Origin of the sequence: Rhizobium mongolense subsp. loessense, assembly GCF_900099775.1 — a bacterium.
GTDB classification, from domain to species: domain Bacteria; phylum Pseudomonadota; class Alphaproteobacteria; order Rhizobiales; family Rhizobiaceae; genus Rhizobium; species Rhizobium loessense.
In genome coordinates this window covers 264308-278557 of sequence record NZ_FMTM01000008.1, presented here as the reverse complement: position 1 = coordinate 278557, position 14250 = coordinate 264308, and the positions used below count along the sequence as shown (strand labels likewise).

Sequence of the window (14250 nt, the reverse complement as noted above, 5' to 3'; positions counted from 1 at the left end):
CCACGTGCGGACAAGACGATAAACCAGCCGGAGGGGATACTTCGGCCGGTTCGATGTGGATAGACAGGAGCACGCTTTAAATCGAGAAGCTGGTGCCGCAGCCGCAGCTTGCAACCGCGTTCGGGTTCTTGATCTGGAAGGATTGACCGAGAAGGTTGTCGACGAAGTCGATTTCCGAGCCTGCCATATAGACCAGCGACAGGCTGTCGATCAGTACCTTGGCGTTGTTCTTCTCGATGACGATGTCATCGTCCCGGGCATCGCCGGTAAGATCGAACTTGTATGAAAAACCCGAGCAACCGCCGCCTTCGACGGAAACGCGTAGCGCGTTCTTGCCGGTTTCGGCACCGACGATCGCCGCGATTCGTTTTGCCGCCGCGTCGGAAAGGGTTACACTTGTATCCGTCATGTTTCCTCCTGCCGGGGTCAAGATCCGGAGAGAATTGATATTGGCCGATGAAACGTCAAACGGCTGATATCAAAAGAATTTACCACACGCGTTGCCGGAACGCATTATTCGGCAAAGCATTTAAGAAAGCGCCTCTTTGCCGTTTATATTGGCTATAGGTATGAAGAGCGCGATGCGGCGTCAATGGGCGAGATGCTGCGCGGTGTTGAATGACGGTGAAAAATGAAGATCGACAGGCAGGCGTTGGGTTTTGGAAATGGCGAGCGGGCAACCTATGCGGCAGACCCCTGGACGACGCGCGGAAGGCTCTATGCCGAAAGCTCAAGTCCGACGCGCTCCGAATTTCAGCGCGATCGCGACCGCATCGTCCATACGACGGCCTTTCGCCGCCTGAAGCACAAGACGCAGGTCTTCATCGCGCAGGATGGCGATCATTATCGCACGCGCCTGACGCACACGATCGAGGTTGCCCAGATCGCCCGTGCCCTGGCGCGCGCCCTAAAACTTGACGAGGACCTGGCGGAGGGCGTGGCGCTCGTCCACGACTTTGGCCACACGCCTTTCGGCCACACCGGCGAGGACGCGCTGCATGAGGTGCTCTTGCCCTATGGCGGCTTCGATCATAACGCCCAGTCGCTCCGCATCGTCACCAAGCTGGAGCGGCGCTATGCAGAATTCGACGGCATCAACCTGACCTGGGAGAGCCTCGAAGGCCTCGTTAAGCACAATGGGCCGCTGCTGACGAAGGACGGGCAGGGCACGCGGGGACCGGTGCCGCAGCCGATCCTCGATTACTGCGAAATCCACGACCTCGAACTTGCGACCTTCGCCAGCCTCGAAGCACAGGTGGCAGCAATTGCCGACGACATAGCCTATAACACCCATGACATCGACGATGGTCTGCGTTCGGGCTACCTGACGTTCGAGATGCTTGAGGAAATTCCCTTCCTCGCCGGACTGATGGCCGAGGTCCGCGAGCGCTACCCCCAACTTGAGAAGAGCCGGTTCACGCATGAGATCATGCGCCGGCAGATCACGCGCATGGTCGAGGATGTCATTGCCGTCGCCCAGGACCGTCTGACTGAGGCGAAACCGAAAAGCGTCAAGGATGTACGCGAGGCCGGCAAGGTGATCGCAACCTTCTCGGAGGCGATGTCGCAGACCGACAAGCAGATCAAGCAGATGCTCTTCAAGCGCATCTACCGTCATCCCGACATCATGCGCATCCGCGCAGGCGCCGCAAAGATCGTCACCGATCTTTTCGCCGCCTACATGGCCAATCCGAAGGAGATGCAGAGCCATTACTGGGTCGATCATATTGCCGGCCTTGCCGATGCGCCGAAAGCCCGCCATGTCGGCGATTATCTGGCGGGCATGACCGACACCTATGCAATCAGCGCCCACAGGCGATTGTTTGACCGCACTCCGGATTTGCGATAGGCAGCGGGCGCCGCGGCACGAGCTGCGGCAGAGCTATGCATGGAAGAGTGCGATGAACCTTTTTACCGACTTCGAAGCCAGGATTAAGAACGCCCTTGAACAGATTGATATCGTCAAGGAAAAGCGATCCGAGCTCGATTTCGGCCGCGTTGCCGTCGAGCCGCCGCGTGATGCAAGCCACGGCGATGTCGCGACCAATGCCGCGATGGTGTTGGCAAAGGCGCTGGGGACCAATCCGCGCGCGCTCGCCGAAATCATCATCGCCAAGTTGAAGGAAGATGCCGACGTAGCCGACGTTTCCGTCGCCGGCCCCGGCTTCATCAACATCAGGCTTTCCATCGGCTACTGGCAGCGCTTGCTTGCTTCGATCATCGAGGCCGGAACCGATTACGGCCGCTCGAAGCTTGGCGCCGGCAAGAAGGTCAATGTCGAATATGTCTCGGCAAACCCGACCGGCCCGATGCATGTCGGCCATTGCCGCGGCGCAGTCGTCGGAGACGCGCTGGCTAATCTGCTTGCCTTCGCCGGCTATGCCGTCGAGAAGGAATACTACATCAACGATGCCGGCTCGCAGATTGACGTGCTGGCGCGCTCGGCCTTCCTGCGCTACCGCGAAGCGCTCGGCGAAAGCATCGGCGATATCCCGCCCGGCTTTTATCCGGGCGATTATCTGATCCCGGTCGGAAAGTCCCTTGCTGGCGACTATGGGGTGCGGCTGCACAACATGCCGGAAGAGCAGTGGATGCCGATCGTCAAGGATCGCGCGATCGACGCGATGATGACGATGATCCGCGAGGATCTCGCAGCCCTCAACGTGCATCACGACATCTTCTTTTCCGAGCGGATGCTCCATGATGCCGGCGCTGCCGCGATCCGCACCGCGATCAATGATCTGACGTTCAAGGGCTATGTCTACAAGGGCGCGCTGCCGCCGCCGAAGGGCCAGGTGCCGGAAGACTGGGAAGACCGCGAGCAGACGCTTTTCCGCTCGACGGAAGTCGGTGACGACATGGATCGCCCGCTGATCAAGTCGGATGGCTCCTACACCTATTTCGCCGCGGATGTCGCCTATTTCAAGAACAAGTTCGATCGCGGCTTCGACGAAATGATCTATGTGCTCGGCGCCGACCATGGCGGATACGTGAAGCGTCTGGAGGCCGTTGCGCGCGCCGTTTCCGAAGGGAAATCGAAGCTCACCGTTCTGCTTTGCCAGCTCGTGAAGCTCTACCGCAACGGCGAGCCGGTGAAGATGTCGAAACGCTCCGGCGATTTCGTGACGCTGCGAGACGTGGTCGAGGAAGTCGGCCGCGATTCGGTTCGCTTCATGATGCTCTACCGCAAGAACTCCGAGCCGCTCGACTTCGATTTCGCCAAGGTAACGGAGCATTCGAAAGACAATCCAGTCTTTTACGTGCAGTATGCGCATGCCCGTTGCATGTCGGTCTTCCGCCAGGCGAGGGAGGCGTTTCCGGATCTTGACGTATCGCCTGAAGACCTTGCGGAAGCGGTCTCCGGCATCTTCGATCCCGCGGAATTGCAGCTGGTTGCGAAGGCTGCGGAATTCCCGCGCATCGTCGAATCTGCGGCACAGTCGCAGGAGCCCCATCGCATTGCGTTTTACCTTTATGATCTCGCAAGTTTCTTCCATGCGCACTGGAATAAAGGTAAAGATCAAACGGACTTACGATTTGTTAACGATAAGAACCGAGAATCGAGTATTGCCAGACTTGGGCTGGTGTATGCTGTCGCTTCGGTTTTGAAGTCGGGACTGGCCATTACAGGCACTGCCGCACCGGATGAAATGCGATAACGTCACCATTTCCCCACATTGCGCTGGCATTTGACCGCGTGGGTTTACGGGTGGGATGAGTATGGCTGACAAACAACTGGCGTATGATACGCGAAAGAAGACGGAGCTTTTCGATGAAGGCGATCCGCTGGCTGAGCTTGCGCGTATCGTAGGCTTCGAGCCGCGCATAGCCGCCAATACGGTTCCTGATCTGCCCCGGCAGGAGCCGGCATTCAATCTCGAGGACGAGCTTCTCCGCGAATTCGAGCGTTTCGACGCTCCGCGTCCGCTCGCCGGCCTCGATCGTCCGGCCGAACCTGCCGCCGAGGAATACGACTATCCCGCAGCCGACGTTATCGTCGAGCCGGAGCCTGTCGATCCGCCGGCTGCCGCATCGCCCGCCTGGGAAGAGGCTGAGGTCCTTTCCAACGCCGATCGGGCCGCGCCCCAAGCGTCTGAGCCGGCTTTCGGTGGTGCCCGCGATCTGATCGAGGAGCTTGAGCTTTCGATCGGCGGTCCCACGGTTCAAATCCCTCAGGCGTCAGCTCCTGCCAAGGCGCCGCAGTGGTCGGCTGCCAGCATCAAGCTTCCGCTTGCAAACTTCCATGCCGCCCGCCGCGACGAGCCGGTTGAAGCGCCCGTAAAAGCCGTTGCGCCTGTCGAGGTGGTCGCTGCCGCCGAACAGCAGCCCGAGCCTGTTGCGCAGGTTGAGCCCGTTATCCCGCCCGAGCCGGTAATGGAGCCGGGCATCGAGCCGGTCGCCTTTGATCCGGCCGAGGAATTTGAAACGGCAGCTTCGCAGGGCTTTCCGGCCGAACTCGATCGCCATGACGAAGTGGTCATGGATGACGAAATGGTCATGGATGAAGCACCAGCCCAGGAAATGCCTGCGCCGGTGGAGGCGTCGGTTGCGATGGAGCCGCGGGTTGAAGCTGAACCCTTCGATCTGGTTGCTGCCGCAACGCAAGGCGTCGTACAGGCGGATGCCGCGCTGACTGAAGCACCTCCCGAAGATCAGCCGATCGCCTTCGATTTCGATGATCTGCTGGCGGACGTCTCCCGGTATCCGGTTCCTCAGCGCGCGGCCTCTGCGCCCGAGGAGCCGAAGGTGGCACCTTTCGAGGAGTGGGAGCCACTGGTGGTCACGCCCGCTGCTGCTGCACCTGTCGCCACTCCAGTGGTTGTTGCTCCTGCCGTCGCCGCCGAAGTTCCCGCTGTGGCCGCACCTGCTAAGCAGGATGCTGACAGCGAAGATCCGTTTGCCGGCCACGATTTCGAACTCGATCTCGAAGGGATCGAACTCGAACTCGCCGATCTGGATTTTGCCGAGCCTGCAAAGACGCCCGAACCTGCTCCTGTCGTCGCGGCAGCGCCGCCTTCCGTGGTTGTCGCGCGGCCGGTCGGGCAGGTTGCCGCCGCTTCGCTTTACGATGGGTCGCATCCGCCAGCCGTGGAGAGCAAGACCGCTGAAGCCGATGCCGATGAAGATCTGCCCTTCGATGCCTCGATGATTGCCGAGGCCGACCACCATCCCGAGACTGTCGAGGACATGCATGTGCCGTCGCTGCCGCCCGTCGAGCAGCCGGCGCCGGCTGCGCCGGTAAACGACTTCGATTTCGACGTCGACGCGGAAATTGCAAGCCTCTTCGAAACGTCGGTCCAAAAGGAGCCGGCTGCGGCGGCACCTGCTTGGGCCCCAGGAGCGGCACCTGCTTGGGCTCCTGCAGCAGCCGCTGCCGTTGTTGCAGCAGCGCCGGTGGCGGCTCGACCGCAATCGGCCGGCGGGCTTGACGATTTCGAGCGTGCGCTTGAGGAAGATTTCCGTCGCAGCGTTCGTGAACCCGTTCGCCGCGCCGAAGCGCCAGCCGAGGTCCGTATCCAATCCGCGGCTGAGGCCGAGGACATGGGCCGCGCCCGTTCCATGAAGCGGCTGCTTGCGGCTGCCGCTCTGATCGTCGTTTTTGCTGGCGGTGCCTACGGCGTCTATTCCGTTGTTACCGACGGAGGCCTCGGCATTGCTGGCGGCGAACCGCGCGTGATCGTGGCCGACAAGGAACCGGTCAAGATCGTCCCGGAAAATCCGGGCGGCAAGACTGTGCCAAACCAGGACAAGGCGGTCTATGATCGCGTTGCCGGTGCGACCGAGGCGCCGAAGCAGAAGGCGCTCGTTTCATCCGACGAAGAGCCCGTCGATGTCGTTCAGCGCACCTTGACGCCCGAAGTTCTGCCGGAAGACAACGACGGACCCATCGCCGACAATCCTGCAAGTACGCCGGTCGGCGAGACGCAGGATCCGCGTCTGCTTCCCAACGAGGACACGGCGGAGAACGGTGCTGCGGCCGAGGACGGCCCCGATGGCGATCGTCCGCCGGCCGTTGCACCGCGCAAGGTCCGCACGATGATCGTCAAGCCGGACGGAACGCTGGTTGCCCGCGAAGAGCCTGCCGCACCGGTTGAAGAGCCCGCCGTTCAGCCGCCTGCTGCTGTGACGGCCTCTAAAGGTTCGGCGGCGAGCTTCCCGGCGAGCAAGGAGGTTGCCTCCGCCGATATCCGCGCGACGCCTGTTGAAACGACCACCGTCCCGCCGCTTCCCGCCGCTCAGCAGCCTTCCACGTCTACCCTGGAAAAGGTTGCCGCTGGAGATCCGGTAAGTGCGAAGGTCGATCAGCCGGTCCACCCGGTTCAGACACCGCCCGCCGCTGAAAAGCCTGCCGATACGGCACCGGTACCGACGGCCCGTCCGGCCGAGCAGCCGGTCAATGTCGTCGGAACCGTGACCGAAAAAGGCAATGTCCGCCCGGCCGAACAGCAGCCGAAGCCGGCTGAAGTCGCATCAGTCGAGCCTGCCGCTACCAAGCCGCAGCAGGCTGCACCGGCTGGCGGATACGGCATGCAGATCGCATCGCTGCCGTCCGAGGCAGAGGCGAACAAATCCTATGCGAGCCTGTCGAAGAAATTTGCAAGCGTACTCGGCGGCCGCAGCTTTGAAATCCGAAAGGCCGAAATCGCCGGCAAAGGCACGTTCTACCGCGTCCGGATCCCGGCCGGCTCCAAGGACGAGGCAGCAGCCCTTTGCCAGCAATATCGCTCAGCCGGCGGCAGCTGCCTGATTTCGAAGTGAACGATTGATCGTTGATCCGGAGCGGCGGGCATGTCCCGCCGCTTTTTCATGCCCTGCTTTCCTGTGAATGGCGCTTGACCTTACTCGCAATTCCCCAGCAGGCCTCTATGATTCGGATATGACCGAATCAAAAGCGATGATCCTGGGCTGTAGCGGCCTGTCACTCACCCCCGAAGAAAAGGCCTTTTACAAGGCTGAGCGGCCCTGGGGCTTCATCCTCTTCGGCCGCAATATTTCCGAACCGCAGCAAATCGCCGATCTCGTCGCCGAAATGCGCGAAAGCGTCGGCTGGCACGCGCCGGTGCTGATTGATCAGGAAGGTGGTCGCGTGCAGCGCATCCGCCCGCCGATCCTGCAGCATTATCCCTCCGGCCAGGCGCTCGGGGATATCTACCGGCGCAATCGCGAGCAGGGGCTTCGCGCCGCATGGCTGATGTCGCGCCTGCACGCCTTCGATCTTCTCAAGTTCGGCATCAATGTCGATTGCCTGCCTGTTCTCGACGTGCCGGTGGAGGGCAGCAGCAGCGTCATCGGCAACCGCGCCTATGGCGGCGATCCGAAAACCGTCGCCGATATGGGGCGCGCCGCGGCCGAGGGATTGAAGGCCGGCGGGGTGCTGCCGGTGATGAAGCATATGCCGGGCCACGGCCGCGGCTTTGCCGATTCCCACCACGAACTGCCGGTCGTCCCGGTCTCGCGCGATGAACTGGAAGCGCACGACTTCCCGCCCTTCATCGCAATGAAGGACGAGCTTGCGGCAATGACCTGCCACGTCGTCTTTACGGCGATCGATCCGGACAATCCGGCGACGACCTCGAGCAAGGTGATCGACGGCGTGATCCGAAAGCGCATCGGTTTCAAGGGCCTGTTGCTTTCCGATGATACGTCGATGAACGCCTTGGCCGGGACAATCGGCGAGCGGGCTGCGAATATCATTGCAGGCGGATGCGATATCGTGCTGCATTGCAACGGCCATATGGACGAGATGCAGCAGGTCGTGGCAAACACGCCGGTATTGGCGCGGGCCTCGCTTGAGCGGGCAAATGCCGTGCTGGCGGGCTTCCCAAAAGTCGACCAGGCGGACGAGGCGACGATCCGTGCCGAATTCGACGGAATGTTCGCAACCGTCTGAGCAATGGAAGAGAGGCAGAGGTGAACACGGTCAAAGGCACGGAGTGGACACAGGCGGCGGCAACGCCGATGGACAAGCTTTGGCAGGACAATGGTGCCGACCGCGCGAGCCATGAGCCGGCACTTGTGATCGACGTCGCCGGCTTCGAGGGCCCGCTCGATCTGCTCCTCTACCTCGCCCGCAACCAGAAGGTCGATCTTTCGCGCATTTCGGTGCTGGCGCTTGCCGAGCAGTATCTGCAGTTCATCGAAACCGCCCGCCGCATCCGCATCGAGCTTGCCGCCGATTATCTCGTGATGGCGGCGTGGCTCGCCTATCTCAAGTCCCGCCTGCTGATCCCGCAGCAGGTCAAGGACGACGGTCCCTCCGGCGAGGAGATGGCCGCAACACTTGCCTTCCGCCTGAAACGCCTCGAAGCCATGCGCGAGGCTGCAGGCGGGCTCGTCAACCGCAACCGTCTCGGGCGTGATATCTTTGCCCGCGGCGCGCCAGAGCATATTCCGGACCGGCAAAAATCCGCTTACGAGGCAAGCCTTTACGATCTCCTGACCGCCTATGCGTCGCTCCGCCAGCGCCAGGCCGTGACCCAGGTCACGATCGCGCGCCGCACCGTCTGGTCCCTGACCGATGCCCGCGAACTGCTGACGCGCATGATTGGCGACATCGGCGGCTGGACGGTGCTTGAGCATTACCTGCTGCGTTATCTGGCATCGCCGGAAGAGCGCGTCACGGCAATCGCCAGCGCCTTTGCCGCCTCGCTTGAACTCGTGCGCGAGGGCAAGCTGGAGATCCGTCAGGACGCCGCCTTCGAGCCGCTCTATATGCGCCGGGGACCGAAGCATGCGACCCTGCAGGTCGTCGAGCAGGAGAGGCCCGCTTGATGGATTCCAGAGACGATATCGGCCGCGGTGAAGGCGAGAGTGCTTTCCACGAGAATTTTCAGGCGGAGATGGAGGCCGAGCGCATCGCCGAGGCCCTTGTCTTTGCTTCCTCGCAGCCGGTTTCCGAAGCCTTCATCGCTGATCGTTTGCCGAGAAATTTCAACGTTCGCGGCGTCATGCTCCGGCTCAAGGAGCAGTATGCGCCGCGCGGCGTCAACCTTGTCCAGGTGGATGATGCCTGGGCCTTCCGCACTGCCGCCGATCTCTCCTTCGTCATCCGCCGAGACGACAACGAGGTCAAGAAGCTGTCACGTGCCGCCCTTGAGGTTCTGGCGATCATCGCCTATCACCAGCCGGTCACCCGCGCCGAGATCGAAGATATCCGCGGCGTGCAAACCTCGCGTGGCACACTGGACGTGCTGATGGAAGCAGGCTGGGTGCGCTTCCGCGGCCGCCGCCGCACACCTGGCCGGCCGGTAACACTCGGCACGACCCGCGATTTCCTTGATCATTTCGGCCTTGAGGAACTTCGCGACCTGCCCGGGTTGGAGGAGCTGAAGGGTGCCGGCCTTCTTTCCGGCCGCATCCCTGCGAATTTCAACATCCCATCGCCCTTGATGAGCGACGAACTGACCGAGGACGAGGATCCGATCACGCAGATGGACCTTGAGGAATTGGGCCTTCTTGCGCCCGGCGGCGCCTCCGAAGATTAGCGTCGTCCGGTCTTTGTTTTGACACCGACGACGAAAACAATAGAGATCACTATAATTCGATAGCCGGACGACTTGTCATCATGGGCGAAGCCGTGACATTAAGCGTCAATTCAAGGGAAGTTTCGATATTGGAAACGATGTCGGAAACTCTTACATCGAAGAAAGATCGCAACAGGGAGTATGCGTAATGGGTTCTTTTAGCATGTGGCACTGGTTGATCGTTCTGGTCATCGTGCTGTTGCTGTTCGGCCGCGGTAAGATTCCGGAGCTCATGGGCGATGTTGCCAAGGGCATCAAGAGCTTCAAGAAGGGCATCACCGACGAAGAAGCGCCGGACACGGCGAAGACAGTCGATCACAAGGCCGACGAACCGAAGTAACAAGTCCGGGAACGGGTGGCTTTTGCCCCGCTTCCCCTCCAGGAGCCTTGAATGTTCGATATTGGCTGGACCGAGCTGCTTGTCATCGCGGTCGTGTTGATCGTCGTCGTCGGTCCGAAGGATCTGCCGCCGATGCTGCGCGCTTTCGGCAAGATGACGCAGCGTGCACGGAAGGTCGCCGGTGAATTCCGCGCCCAGTTCGACGAGGCATTGCGGGAGGCGGATCTCGATGACGTGCGCCAGACGATCAGCGATGCGCAGCGACTTAATCCGGCAAACAGCCTGCGCGAGGCGATGAACCCGCTTCGCCAGATGGGCAACGACATCAAGGCTGACCTGCAGAAGGCAACGGCGGTCGAAAACAAGACCGAAGCGCCGCCGGTTACCGTGCCGGCGCCCTCGATGAGCCTGCCGGAAACGCCGCCTGTCGTCGCGCCGGCTCCGGAAGCTGCGCCGGCACCGGTCGTCGCCGAAAAGCCGAAGGCCGTGCGCAAGCCGCGCGCTGGCGCCGAAAAAGCGCTGCCTGCGGCTGCAACCGAGGCTGCTCCCGCTGCAAAGCCGAAGCGAGCGGCTGCTGCAAAGACCGCCGCCGCCGCGACACAACCAGCCGCAGCAACAAAGGCTGCGCCAGCAAAGCCTGCTCCGGCAAAGAAGACTGCAGCCGCTCTAAAGAAGACGGCGACCAAGAAGAAGGACGAGGCATGAGCGGTGATATCGAAGACAAGCCGCAGCCGTTGATCGAGCACCTGATGGAGCTGCGCACGCGGCTGATCTGGGCAATCGGCGCGTTCTTCGTCGCCTTTATCGTCTGCTTCATCTTCGCCAAGCATCTCTTCAACGCCCTGGTTTACCCTTACAAATGGGCAGTCAACTGGGCCGGCCTCGATGTCACGAAGGCGCAACTCATCTATACGGCTCCGCAGGAATTCTTCTTCACGCAGGTGAAGGTCGCGATGTTCGGCGGCCTTGTGATCGCCTTCCCAATCATTGCCGCGCAAATCTACAAGTTCGTCGCCCCTGGCCTCTACAAGAACGAGCGTGCGGCCTTCCTGCCGTTCCTGATCGCATCGCCGGTCCTGTTTCTGCTTGGAGGCGCACTCGTCTATTTCTTCTTCACGCCGATGGTCATGTGGTTCTTCTTGACCATGCAGCAGGCGCCGGGAGAGGGCGATGTCGCGATCTCGCTGCTGCCGAAGGTTTCGGAATATCTGAGCCTCATCATGACGCTCGTCTTCTCCTTCGGTCTCGTGTTCCAGCTTCCGGTCGTCACGACGCTGCTTGCGCGCGTCGGCCTGCTCACCTCGCAATGGCTTGCCGAGAAGCGCAAGTTTGCGATCGTGCTCGCCTTTGTCGTCGCTGCCGTGCTGACGCCGCCCGATCCGATGTCCCAGATCGGCCTTGCACTGCCGACGATCCTTCTCTACGAGATTGCCATCTACGCTGCGCGACTCGTGGAGCGCCAGCGTTCCCGGCAGGCGGTCGAAGAGGCGGACGGGTCTGCAGACGTTGTCAAGACGGACAGCGTCTGAGCGTTCTCCGAAATTCCCTCCTGAACGCATGCAAACCATCCGGTCGAGGCCCGGTCAGGCTTTGGCCGGGTCATGTCCTTCGTAACGAACCGGAACGACAATGCTCGATATCAAATGGATCCGTGAGAATCCCGAGGCGCTCGATGAAGCACTGGCCAAGCGCGGTGCGGAGCCCTTGGCCCAAAGCCTCATAGCTCTCGATGAGAAGCGCCGCTCCGCCGTCCAGAAGGTGCAGGACCTGCAGTCCCGCCGCAACGCCGCCTCCAAGGAGATCGGCGCGGCGATGGCGCAGAAGAACAGCGAACTTGCCGAAAGGCTGAAGGCCGAAGTCGCCGAGATGAAGGTTTCGCTGCCGGCGGCCGAAGAGGAAGACCGCCAGCTGACGAGCGAGCTCAACGACGCGCTGGCGCGCATTGCGAACGTGCCGCTCGACGACGTACCGGTCGGCAAGGATGAGCACGACAACGTCATCGCTCGCACGGTCGGCGAAAAGCCGCGCTGGAACCACCCGCCGAAGGAACATTTCGAAATCGGCGAAGCCCTCGGCTACATGGATTTCGAACGTGCCGCCAAGCTTTCCGGTTCGCGCTTCACGGTGCTGACGGGACCGCTTGCGAGGCTCGAGCGGGCGCTCGGCCAGTTCATGATCGACCTTCACACGACGGAACATGGCTATAGCGAAGTCAGTTCACCGCTGATGGTGCGCGATGAGGCCGTGTTTGGCACTGCACAGCTTCCGAAGTTCGCGGAAGACCTCTTCAGGACGACGGACGGCCGCTGGCTGATCCCGACGGCTGAAGTAACGCTGACCAATCTTGTCTCGGGAGAGATTCTCGATCAGGAAAAGCTGCCGCTCCGCTTCACCGCGCTGACCCCGTCCTTCCGTTCTGAGGCAGGTTCGGCAGGGCGCGATACGCGCGGCATGCTGCGCCAGCACCAGTTCTGGAAGTGCGAACTCGTGTCGATCACCGATGCCGAGAGCTCGATCGCCGAGCATGAACGCATGACGGCCTGCGCCGAAGAGGTGCTGAAGCGCCTCGGCCTGCATTTCCGCACGATGACGCTGTGCACCGGCGACATGGGCTTCGGCTCGCGCAAGACCTACGATATCGAGGTCTGGCTGCCTGGGCAGAACGCCTATCGCGAAATCTCGTCCTGCTCGGTCTGCGGCGATTTCCAGGCGCGGCGCATGAATGCGCGCTATCGCGGCAAGGATGACAAGAGCACGAAGTTCGTTCATACGCTGAACGGCTCCGGCACCGCCGTCGGCCGATGCCTGATCGCAGTGCTCGAAAACTACCTGAACGAGGACGGCTCGGTGGCTATCCCCGACGCGCTGCTGCCCTATATGGGCGGCTTGACGAAAATCGAACGGGCGGCCTGAAGCGATGCGCATTCTGCTCACCAATGACGACGGCATCCATGCCGAAGGTCTCGCGGCACTCGAGCGGATTGCGCGCACCCTTTCCGACGATGTCTGGATCGTCGCGCCGGAAACGGATCAGAGCGGCCTTGCTCATTCGCTAAGCCTTTCCGAGCCGCTTCGTCTGCGTCAGGTGGCCGACAAGCATTTCGCGCTGCGCGGCACGCCGACCGATTGCGTCATCATGGGTATCAAGCAGGTGATGGACGTCAAGCCTGACCTCGTGCTTTCGGGCGTCAATTCAGGCTCGAATGTTGCCGACGATGTCACCTATTCGGGCACCATCGCCGGCGCGATCGAAGGCACGATGCAGGGCGTGCGCTCCTTTGCGCTGAGCCAGGCCTACAGCTATTCCGACGGGGCGCGCATCGTGCCGTGGGAGGTCGCCGAGGCGCATGCGCCGGCGCTGCTCGACAGGCTGATGACGGTCGACCTGCCGGAAGGCACTTTCCTCAACCTCAACTTCCCGAACTGCCGTCCGGAGGATGTGCAAGGTGCCGAAGTCACAGCCCAGGGCAAGCTCGCCTTCAACCTGCAGGTCGATGCACGCTCCGACGGCCGCGGCTTGCCCTATTATTGGCTGAAGTTCGGCGAGCGTGCCGGCGCCTTTGCAACGGGCACGGATATTCACGCGCTGAAGCATAATAAGATTTCGGTAACGCCTTTGAAACTGGATCTGACCGATTATTCCGTGAAGGACCGCGTGGCGCGGGCACTTTCGGGTACGGAGTAGGACGTTTTGACGGCACGGCTGGTGGAGAAGGAAGGTTTTGCAGCACTCGTCTTGAGGCTGCGGGCGGAGGGTATCTCAGACATCGATCTCCTGACTGCCGTCGAGCAGACGCCGCGCTCGCTTTTCGTGCCGCCGCAATTTTCCGACGACGCCTATTCCACGCGGACGATCCCGATCGAGTGCGGTTCGTTCCTGGAAGGCGTCGATCTTGCCGTCCGCATCCTGCGTCTTCTGAAGGTCAAGCCCGGTCAGCGTGTGCTCGAAGTGGGGACCGGCAGTGGCTTCACCGCAGCTGTCATCGGCCGCATCGCCGAGCGCGTGCTGACGATCGACCGCTACAAGACGCTGACTGCCAATGCGCAGCGGCGCATGGACCAGCTAGGCCTTCGCAACATCGTCGTCCGGCAGGCCGATGGCAGCAACGGACTGCAGGGCGAGGGGACTTTCGACCGCATCCTGGTGACGGCTGCCTTCAATTCCATGCCGCGCTTTTATGCGGACCAGCTCGTCTCCGGCGGTTCGATGATCGCGCCGCTGATGATCTCCGAGGACCAGTGCCGCATGGTCCGCTTGACGAAGACCGGCAGCCGCTTCGAGCGCGAAGAGCTTTTCGACGTACCCTATTTGCCCATCGTGCCGAGATTGGCTTCCCAGCTCTGAGGCGCTTTGGCGAGCATTTCGAGTGTGTCAGGCGGCTATGA

The 14250-nt window shown here is 61.6% G+C and carries 13 protein-coding genes; 12 read left to right on the top strand and 1 reads right to left on the bottom strand.

Translation table 11 applies throughout. The features are described from left to right. Positions 1-76 precede the first annotated feature (76 nt). Complete coding sequence (erpA, locus tag BLP23_RS24225) at positions 77-409, bottom strand: iron-sulfur cluster insertion protein ErpA (protein WP_022715352.1); 333 nt, start codon at positions 407-409, stop codon at positions 77-79. 222 nt (positions 410-631) lie between these two features. Here erpA and BLP23_RS24220 point away from each other — a divergent pair, with 222 nt between their 5' ends. The 12 genes from BLP23_RS24220 to BLP23_RS24165 all read left to right on the top strand — a co-directional run bounded on the left by BLP23_RS24220 (position 632) and on the right by BLP23_RS24165 (position 14209). Next, the gene (locus tag BLP23_RS24220; protein ID WP_092587289.1) at positions 632-1849 is read left to right on the top strand and encodes a deoxyguanosinetriphosphate triphosphohydrolase; all 1218 of its coding nucleotides are present in this window, start codon (positions 632-634) and stop codon (positions 1847-1849) included. A 52-nt stretch (positions 1850-1901) separates the two neighbouring features. Further along, positions 1902-3659, top strand: coding sequence for an arginine--tRNA ligase (argS, locus tag BLP23_RS24215; RefSeq protein ID WP_092587288.1), 1758 nt, complete (start codon positions 1902-1904; stop codon positions 3657-3659). 61 nt (positions 3660-3720) lie between these two features. Next, positions 3721-6759 carry an SPOR domain-containing protein gene (locus BLP23_RS24210; protein ID WP_092587287.1) on the top strand — a complete coding sequence of 1013 codons (3039 nt, stop codon included), beginning with the start codon at positions 3721-3723 and terminating at the stop codon, positions 6757-6759. A 118-nt stretch (positions 6760-6877) separates the two neighbouring features. After that, entirely contained in the window at positions 6878-7891 is a 1014-nt protein-coding gene (gene nagZ, locus BLP23_RS24205) for a beta-N-acetylhexosaminidase (protein WP_092587358.1), read from the top strand. A gap of 20 nt (positions 7892-7911) precedes the next feature. Then, entirely contained in the window at positions 7912-8772 is an 861-nt protein-coding gene (locus BLP23_RS24200) for a segregation and condensation protein A (RefSeq protein WP_092587286.1), read from the top strand. Then, positions 8772-9485, top strand: coding sequence for an SMC-Scp complex subunit ScpB (scpB, locus tag BLP23_RS24195; RefSeq protein ID WP_092587285.1), 714 nt, complete (start codon positions 8772-8774; stop codon positions 9483-9485). Before BLP23_RS24200 ends, scpB begins: the two co-directional genes overlap by 1 nt. 187 nt (positions 9486-9672) lie before the next feature. Beyond that, complete coding sequence (locus BLP23_RS24190) at positions 9673-9864, top strand: twin-arginine translocase TatA/TatE family subunit (RefSeq protein ID WP_092587284.1); 192 nt, start codon at positions 9673-9675, stop codon at positions 9862-9864. 51 nt (positions 9865-9915) lie between these two features. Beyond that, the gene (gene tatB / locus BLP23_RS24185; RefSeq protein WP_092587283.1) at positions 9916-10569 is read left to right on the top strand and encodes a Sec-independent protein translocase protein TatB; all 654 of its coding nucleotides are present in this window, start codon (positions 9916-9918) and stop codon (positions 10567-10569) included. Then, entirely contained in the window at positions 10566-11393 is an 828-nt protein-coding gene (gene tatC, locus BLP23_RS24180; RefSeq protein WP_092587282.1) for a twin-arginine translocase subunit TatC, read from the top strand. Before tatB ends, tatC begins: the two co-directional genes overlap by 4 nt. 100 nt (positions 11394-11493) lie before the next feature. Continuing rightward, complete coding sequence (serS, locus tag BLP23_RS24175; protein ID WP_092587281.1) at positions 11494-12777, top strand: serine--tRNA ligase; 1284 nt, start codon at positions 11494-11496, stop codon at positions 12775-12777. 4 nt (positions 12778-12781) lie between these two features. Next, the gene (surE, locus tag BLP23_RS24170; RefSeq protein ID WP_092587280.1) at positions 12782-13549 is read left to right on the top strand and encodes a 5'/3'-nucleotidase SurE; all 768 of its coding nucleotides are present in this window, start codon (positions 12782-12784) and stop codon (positions 13547-13549) included. Positions 13550-13555: 6 nt separating this feature from the next. After that, positions 13556-14209 (top strand): protein-L-isoaspartate(D-aspartate) O-methyltransferase, encoded by a 654-nt coding sequence (locus tag BLP23_RS24165; RefSeq protein ID WP_092587279.1) that lies wholly within the window; start codon positions 13556-13558, stop codon positions 14207-14209. Positions 14210-14250 lie beyond the last annotated feature (41 nt).

What these genes read in the sequence shown, in the direction of transcription:
- argS (WP_092587288.1), top strand. Translation starts at nt 1,902, where the DNA reads ATGAACCTTTTTACCGACTTCGAAGCCAGGATTAAGAACGCCCTTGAA.
- BLP23_RS24210 (WP_092587287.1), top strand. Translation starts at nt 3,721, where the DNA reads ATGGCTGACAAACAACTGGCGTATGATACGCGAAAGAAGACGGAGCTT.
- tatC (WP_092587282.1), top strand. Translation starts at nt 10,566, where the DNA reads ATGAGCGGTGATATCGAAGACAAGCCGCAGCCGTTGATCGAGCACCTG.
- surE (WP_092587280.1), top strand. Translation starts at nt 12,782, where the DNA reads ATGCGCATTCTGCTCACCAATGACGACGGCATCCATGCCGAAGGTCTC.
- serS (WP_092587281.1), top strand. Translation starts at nt 11,494, where the DNA reads ATGCTCGATATCAAATGGATCCGTGAGAATCCCGAGGCGCTCGATGAA.
- erpA (WP_022715352.1), bottom strand. Translation starts at nt 409, where the DNA reads ATGACGGATACAAGTGTAACCCTTTCCGACGCGGCGGCAAAACGAATC.
- BLP23_RS24220 (WP_092587289.1), top strand. Translation starts at nt 632, where the DNA reads ATGAAGATCGACAGGCAGGCGTTGGGTTTTGGAAATGGCGAGCGGGCA.
- tatB (WP_092587283.1), top strand. Translation starts at nt 9,916, where the DNA reads ATGTTCGATATTGGCTGGACCGAGCTGCTTGTCATCGCGGTCGTGTTG.
- BLP23_RS24190 (WP_092587284.1), top strand. Translation starts at nt 9,673, where the DNA reads ATGGGTTCTTTTAGCATGTGGCACTGGTTGATCGTTCTGGTCATCGTG.
- nagZ (WP_092587358.1), top strand. Translation starts at nt 6,878, where the DNA reads ATGACCGAATCAAAAGCGATGATCCTGGGCTGTAGCGGCCTGTCACTC.
- scpB (WP_092587285.1), top strand. Translation starts at nt 8,772, where the DNA reads ATGGATTCCAGAGACGATATCGGCCGCGGTGAAGGCGAGAGTGCTTTC.